This window comes from uncultured Jannaschia sp. (assembly GCF_947494055.1).
Taxonomy (GTDB): domain Bacteria; phylum Pseudomonadota; class Alphaproteobacteria; order Rhodobacterales; family Rhodobacteraceae; genus Jannaschia.
The window spans coordinates 1-942 of record NZ_CANLTR010000140.1 but is presented as its reverse complement, the minus strand read 5'-3'; the positions used below and the strand labels follow the sequence as shown (position 1 = coordinate 942).

Genomic DNA, 942 nt, shown 5'->3' with positions numbered 1-942 from the left:
ACAACGCGTCAGACGAAGCTTCGAAGATCCCTCTTGCGCATGGGGCGGTTATACATGGGGCGGTTATACATGTTGCGTAAGTCACGCCTAAGGCGCGACTTTCCCTTTCCCCGCCGATATCATGCTACGCGAAGGATCTCGGCGGCGCCGAGGGCCGAGAAGCGGTTCATGAGTGCGACGCGGATGTGGATTTCGGCGGTCTGGCGGTCGGGGTCCCGTGCGGCGATGCGCTCGCCGAATGCCTTGAGGCATCGCATCTTCGCCTCGATGCGGCTTCGGGCGTGGTATCCGGTCCAGTGCTTCCAGAATGCGCGGCCGTAGTGCTTTGTGGCGCGCAGCGTCTCGTTCCGAGCCTTTGCCGCTGGGCAGTCTTCCTTCCAGGGGCGCCCGTTCTTCCGGATCGGAATGATTGGCGTGGCTTGGCGGTCGATAATAGCAGCATGGCAGCGGCGGGTGTCGTAGGCACCATCGGCGGTCACAGTGCCGATCTGCTCGACCTCAGGGATCTGGCCGAGCAACTCGGGCAGGATCGGGCTGTCACCGTCGCTGCTGGGGGTAAACTCTACCGCCCTGATGTCCGACGTGGCGGTGTCCATTGCCAGGTGGACCTTGCGCCATTGGCGTCGGCCCTGAGACCCATGCTTGCGGGTCTGCCACTCCCCGTCGCCGAGGAACTTGATGCCGGTGCTGTCCACGAGGAGGTTCAGGGGACCGTCGGCACGGCGGTAGGGGAGCTGCACTGCCAAGGTCTTCTGTCTGCGGCACAGGGTGCTGAAGTCGGGGACGGACCAGTCCAGCCCCGCCAGCCGGAGCAGGCTGGCCACCATGCCCGCAGTCTGCCGCAAAGGCAGCTTGAACAGCACCTTTGTAACCGCCGGCCGTAATCTCCCCAGAAGCGCCGTTTGAAAATTCCCCGAACGCGAGCGGCGTCGGCGATTTCCG

At 64.1% G+C, this 942-nt stretch carries 1 protein-coding gene; it reads right to left on the bottom strand.

Going from position 1 to position 942, the window contains the following annotated elements:
* Positions 1-119: 119 nt before the first annotated feature.
* Positions 120-942: IS5 family transposase (locus Q1A87_RS23530; protein ID WP_299657282.1), on the bottom strand; the 823-nt coding region annotated here is incomplete at its 5' end.